This window comes from Bacillota bacterium, from assembly GCA_013314855.1.
Lineage (GTDB): Bacteria > Bacillota > Clostridia > Acetivibrionales > DUMC01 > Ch48.
Genome location: JABUEW010000170.1, coordinates 1 through 6,469 on the forward strand (window position 1 = coordinate 1; position 6,469 = coordinate 6,469).

The 6,469-nt window shown below is 43.1% G+C and carries 5 protein-coding genes; 4 read left to right on the forward strand and 1 reads right to left on the reverse strand.

The features are described from left to right. Positions 1-100 precede the first annotated feature (100 nt). Positions 101-1,846, reverse strand: a complete 1,746-nt coding sequence (locus HPY74_18955; protein ID NSW92692.1) for an IS1634 family transposase — start codon at positions 1,844-1,846, stop codon at positions 101-103. 377 nt (positions 1,847-2,223) lie between these two features. Between HPY74_18955 and HPY74_18960 the strand changes: the two genes are divergently transcribed. The 4 genes from HPY74_18960 to HPY74_18975 all read left to right on the forward strand — a co-directional run. After that, positions 2,224-3,135: a DUF4338 domain-containing protein gene (locus HPY74_18960; GenBank protein ID NSW92693.1), complete on the forward strand. Its 912-nt coding sequence runs from the start codon at positions 2,224-2,226 to the stop codon at positions 3,133-3,135. Further along, positions 3,132-4,694: a transposase family protein gene (locus HPY74_18965; GenBank protein ID NSW92694.1), complete on the forward strand. Its 1,563-nt coding sequence runs from the start codon at positions 3,132-3,134 to the stop codon at positions 4,692-4,694. Before HPY74_18960 ends, HPY74_18965 begins: the two co-directional genes overlap by 4 nt. 306 nt (positions 4,695-5,000) lie before the next feature. Next, positions 5,001-5,528 carry a signal peptidase I gene (gene lepB, locus HPY74_18970; GenBank protein ID NSW92695.1) on the forward strand — a complete coding sequence of 176 codons (528 nt, stop codon included), beginning with the start codon at positions 5,001-5,003 and terminating at the stop codon, positions 5,526-5,528. Between the two features lie 79 nt (positions 5,529-5,607). After that, the coding region (locus tag HPY74_18975; GenBank protein ID NSW92696.1) for an MFS transporter at positions 5,608-6,469 on the forward strand (862 nt) is incomplete at its 3' end.

Consider the following 6,469-nt stretch of genomic DNA (forward strand, 5'->3'; position numbering starts at 1 on the left):
CCTGACTTTTACACCAAACACACAGAAAAATGGCCGCAATCCCTTGCCACAAGCGGGATAGCGGTCTTTTAAATTTGTCCCAAAAATGTAGGGGAAAACCTCATTTTTTAGCTTGAGCTAAAATTTTTTTAATATCTCCCAAGCGAAGCCTTTTATTCGTGAAATCAATTCCCAAAGCTTGACCAATAGCATCCGAAAGCTCGCTTCTGTAATCAAACAAATAAATATTCTCATGCTCATGAGAACAGGAAATCCTGTTCAAACACTCCACAATCTTCTCAGCCGAATAAAGCTTGCCGGTTTTCTTCTGGATAATACGCAAAATAGCAAGAGCAATAAAACAAGTCAAAAAATGAGCATTAATATGATCCTTAAGTGACACATAAACCGGCCGCGTTTCCAGTACTCCCTTAGTAATCCGGAAAGTCTCCTCTATCTCCCATAACCCCCGGTAAGTCTCAATCACTTCCAGATCAGACATATCCAACTCACTAGTCACAATAGCGTAATAACCATCGTACTTCTCTTCTTCAGCTACTTTAGTAAGGTCCAAAACCGGCCGTTCCTTAACCTCAAGAACTTCACCCGTATTCTCATCAAACTTCAAATTCTTCACATACTTGGCCGCTCCGTAAGAAGTGGCCTTCGTATATTTTTGGGGATTAACAACCAGATCATAAGCCTTCTTCAAAGCTTCTTCCCGTTCAGCCTTAGCCTTTAAAGCATATTTTCTGCCCCAAAAAACCACCTGCTTTTCATAAACCGTTTGCTTCTTCTTTTTCCCGCTTGGCAGCGTCACATTAATATCCCGGGCAATAATCCTGCTCTTAATCTTAAAATCCGAATCCTCATCAGCGGGCTTGCCGTCTTTATCTATGTATCCTTCCGCAGCAAGAACATAATCCTTAAAAGCCTTAGTCCCACCCCTGACCGAAAAACTAAAAACATACCCGTTAAAATTCAGACCTTTCTCCTTACCCTGCAAATAAAAAATATTATCTCCCGTAATAATCCCCATATCGGCAACCACAATAATCCTGCCCGTATCATAATTATGCCTGACTTCACCAATAACCGAGCGAAACGTCTCCTTATCCAAAGTATTGCCCGGAAACAACTCATAGTGCAAGGGAATCCCATCCGCATCCATAGCCAGCCCCATCTGCACAATAGGATCGCGGCGTTTCTCCTTGGACACTCCAAGTTTGCGCAGCTCATCCGTTTCCGCGGTCTCAAAATAAAAATTCGTCACATCATAATAAATAGTCTTCGTATTGCGCCCGTATTTTGCAGAGATCTGAGAATTTAAATACCTTTGAAAATCGGTGGCAATCTCCGAAAAATGGGAAAGACTGCGGTAAACATCGGCCAAAGAAAAATCAAAACGCTCAAAATAACGGTCTTTCTCCTCAAAAGCTTTTTTCTTGGAACCGGGAGAAAGCAGCCTGGATACCACAAGCAAAATCATAATAGAATTCGTATTAAACTCAAAATTCTTATGCCTGGACTTATTCTTAAAAAACACATCTAGCCCAAGTTCGTGGTAAATCTTCAGGATTGCGGCATAGCCTAAATTCTTTCTTAAATCGGAACCTAGGGTAAGCTTCTCCTCCATATTGACGGATAAAGTCAGCTTTTTTTGGGAGGATTCCTCCTCGGTCATCTTGCGGGCAACTTCTTTAAAATGGGCAATAGGGTCATCATAAATCTTTTCCAGTTCGTCCAAGTAACCCAGGGACTTAATAGTACGATCAGTAGAAATATTTGTTACCGGATCCCTATATTTCTGAGCGATAACAAGATAAGTTCTGCCTGATTGTTTGCGATACGTTTTTTTCAAATACATGACGGGAACCTCCCAAATCTTAATACCTTTAATTATACCATATTGTGCCAAATTATGCTACAGAAAAATGACGAAAAACAGAAAAAATTTTTCCCTTAAAGCCTTCTGGCCCAAGGGATTCAGGGTTTTTATTTTTTATTGAGGTGTAAAACTCCCGAGGCAAATCCAGCTACCGGAATGGTTTTTGATATTGCGGAGGAAGACTTGGCTTCAATGAAAATTCATCAAATTCAGAGCTGACGCATGAATTTAATTACCCAGGTTAGCCGGAAGTTACCGGTGCCTGTGAGAAAAAAATCATCGCAAAAAAGGACTGAACAGCTTTTTCAGGATATGAGATAATAAGTGTGGGAAAATGTATTAAGGGAGGCCCCACTATGAACCACATGCTCGAATCAGAGCCAGTCCTGCTATGTGGACGGAAGTTTACCTTTCAGGAACTGGAGGACATCCGAGAAACAGTACGGATGTTCCCATCTCTTAGCCGTAAAGAATTAGCATATACAATTTGTGAGCATTTAAAATGGGTTTCCCCCAACGGACGATATAAAGTTGAAGCTTGTGGTCAACTCTTGGAGAAACTTGATGCTCGTGGTGTATTAGAGTTACCGGAGATAAGAAAGTACACACCATCTAAACAACTGGTTATACCCGGAGCACGCACAGAAGCTGAGGCAGAGCTGGTGGGAATTGTATCTGAATTTGAGCCTATCGAAATCGAGGCAGTTCGCAAGTCGGATGATATCCACCTGTGGAATGAATACATCCAGCGCTATCACATTTTGAGATATAAACGTCCGTTTGGAGCTCATCAAAGATATTTTATTGTCTCTAGAGTTCAGGGTGGATATCGGCGGCTGGGATGCCTTTTGTTTGCCGCGTCAGCTTGGGCATTAGCGGACCGCGATCACTGGATCGGCTGGAATGAAGCAGACCGTAGCCAAAGATTGCATCTAATCGTTAATAATACCCGCTTTCTCATTTTTCCCTGGGTGAAGGTGAAGAATCTGGCGAGCAAGGCGCTGTCCTTGGCTGTCAGGCAAGTTTCCATAGATTGGCAGGAACGGTATGGGTTTAGGCCAGTTTTATTGGAAACCTTTGTGGATATCGCCCAATATCAAGGCACTTGCTACAAAGCAGCGAACTGGATGCTGTTGGGAGAAACCTCGGGACGGGGACGAATGGATCGGTATACCCAATATTTATCTTCCACCAAGCATATATACGTGTATCCGCTTCGCCGCGACTTTCGGGCGATTCTATGCGGGGAAAGCAAGGGCGTCCAATGAGCGAAACCATTCAATCAATGGTCGCCGCTCTAACCCGTTCTGAGCGTAGGAGAAAACAGCTGGAACTTAAGGGACAACAGAAAAAACAGGGGAAGCAATATCCTCCCACCTATACGCTTCCGAACCGTAAGAGCAACCTAAAAACAGTGAATGAAGAAAAAGCGGCCATCCAATATGAGACCGAAGAGAAGCTGAAAGTATACGTGCAACTTTTGCCGGGACTGCTTAAGAAATTGGCACAGATTCCTGACCCGCGAAATCCGAAGAAAATCAAACATCAAATGACAGTGATGATGTTCTATGGAATACTGATGTTTCTGTTTCAAATGAAGTCAAGGCGAGAGACAAATCAAGAAATGACAACTCCGCAGTTGCTAAAAAACCTACAAGCCGTTTTTGAAGAATTAACGGAAATGCCGCACCAGGATACCCTGTGCCGCTTATTGGAAAAGATTGAAGTGGATAGAATCGAAAGCCTCTATCTCGATATGCTGAGAAAGTTGATTCGTAGAAAGAAGTTTCGAAACCTGTTGCACCATAAAAAGTATCTCGTGGCTGTGGATGGTACGGAGAAACAGATTATGGACGAATGCTGGGATGAACGTTATCTGCGCCGGAAAATTAAGGGTAAAGACGGCGAATACCAATATTATGCCTATGTTCTGGAAGCGGTTCTGATTTTTACTAATGGCATGGTTCTACCGCTGATAAGTGTATTTTTGGAAAACAATATGGAATTAGAAGCCATCGAAAACGATGAACAATGGAAACAAGACTGTGAATTGAAAGCATTTCATCGCTTGGTCAAGCGGCTGAAAAAGGAGTTTCAGAAACTACCGCTAACCTTACTTTTGGATGGGCTATACGCGAAGGGCCCGGTTATGGAAGTCTGCCGTAAAAACAAGTGGGAATTTATGATCGTGCTCAAAGACAAATCACTCCCGACAGTATGGGAAGAAGCAAAAGGATTAATGCGTCTGGATAGCAAAGGGGAGTGCCGTTATGAGCGAATATGGCAGGGGCGGCGGCAAATATTCCGGTGGGCCAACGGGATCGAGTATGAGTATGGCAAACGCAAAATACTGACAATTCATGTGGTGACGTGCGAGGAAAGCTGGGAAGAAATCGATAAAAAGGGCTGTGTCATAACAAAAACCACTCGTCACGCCTGGATATCCAGCAATCCTATTAACCGCAAGAATATCCATGAACGCTGCAATCTGGCAGCGCGGAAACGCTGGCTTCATGAGAACAATATTTTGAAAGAGAAGCATCAAGGATACCACTATGAACACATTTTTTCACATGATTGGAATGCGATGCGGGGGTATCATTACCTCATGCACATTGCCAGAATGCTAAATGAAATGGTGCTTCATTCAATTTCCCTAATCGACCATGTTAAAGAATTCGGTATTCAGTCATGCATCGAGAAATTTCGCATAGTCATGACTCACAGGGAATTGGATACACAGCGCCTTCGTAGGTTGATAAAATCACACGGCCAATTGCGACTGGTGTATGAAGAAAACTGGAAAACAAGCCCGTCAGCGGCATAACGAACCTACACAAACAAATGGAAACGTTATGCGACGCTACCCGTCTGCCCGTTTGAAGATGCCCGGCATTTTAAAACGTGTATAAGCAGTCTGGAAAGAATGTGTTGCCGCGAATGGACCGGGATTTTCCCTGAAAAATGTATTGGTGAAAAGGTAAAAACTCCAGTTTCAGACATCGCGAGATTTTTAATTATTTTCATGCGTCAGCTCTGCAGCCATATAATCAGGCTGGAGCTTTTTGACGTTTTCATGTATACTAATTAAGTGAGCGTTTTCCAACAAATGCAAATAGAAAGTGGTGCTGGGATGAGTAAACAGGAGATTAAAGAGTGGATTTACACAATACTTATTGCCATAATCCTTGTTGTAATTATCAGGACTTTTGTGCTGGATACCAGGATTGTCCCGACCACGTCCATGGTACCTACGATTATACCGGGGGACAGGTTATTTGTGGAGAAGATAAGTCATCGTATCTCCGGTTTGAATAGAGGGGATGTTATAGTTTTTAAGCCTCCTGCCAGTTCAGGGTTAAAGGAGGATTTAATCAAAAGACTTATTGCCCTTCCCGGCGATACGGTAGAGGTAAAAAACGGCAAATTATATGTAAACGGGGTTCCCAAGGAAGAACCCTACCTGGCGGAAGCAATGAACTATACCTACGAAAAGAAAGAGGTTCCTCCCGGAAAAATATTTGTGCTGGGTGATAACCGAAACCGTTCTTACGATTCGCATGAATGGGGGTTTGCCGACCTGAAAAGCGTTGAAGGCAAAGCGCTCATTACCTACTGGCCTCTCGACCGTGTAAGGTTATGGTGGAAGACGCAGGAATAACTTGCGTCTTTTCTGTTTTTCAAAAATAGCTCCCTATTTGCTATAATAGATTTATTCAGACAAGAGAGGGATGGTATGTTTGTACTGGCAGCGAAATCTTAGGTCCCTTTCCATAGGTGCTTTTATTGCTAATATCTCTTTTACCATGTTTTTGCCTTTCTTCCCGAATATGCTTGTATCAACAGGACTTAAAGATAATATATCGCTTTGGACGGGGATACTGGTATCAGCTTCATTTTTGGCAAGTGGTTTGGTAGCCCCTGTTTGGGGGTCGCTGGCGGACCGCTACGGAAAAAGGATAATGCTGGCCCGGTCAGGGTACGGACTGGTAGTTATAGCTATTCTTATGGCTTTTGCCGGCAATCATTGGCAACTCCTGTTATGTCGAATCTTATACGGTTTTCTGGGAGGTTTTATTCCCACCTCCATCATGTTGACAGTATCCAATACTCCACAGGACAAGATGGGATTTGCTCTGGGGATAATCAATTCTTTTATTGCCATCGGCAGCATCATGGGACCTTTTGTAGGCGGAGCCCTGGTCCAGTATATCGGGATTAAAAACAATATGCTGGCATCTGCCGGGATATTATTTGCAGCAACCACCATTTCCATATTGGGTACTGAGGAAAAAATCCACAAGCAGACAGAAAGAACAACAGTATTTCAAGATTTGCAGCTGGTCTTAAAAAACCGGATGCTGCAGGTGTTTTTTGTGAGTATGGTAGTTTTGCATATTTCCACTTTTATGTTTACGGCGATGCTTCCGCTGCGTGTCAGTGAACTGGCTGTTTCAAAATCCGATCTGACAGCTGGGATAATGTTTTCCCTGACGGGGATAGCCATGGCTTTAGGTTCGGTTTTTATAGGCAGGATTAAAAGCTATAGTTACAACAGTATTCTCCTGGTGGGACTCATCTCGAGCGGGGTTTTGTGTATTT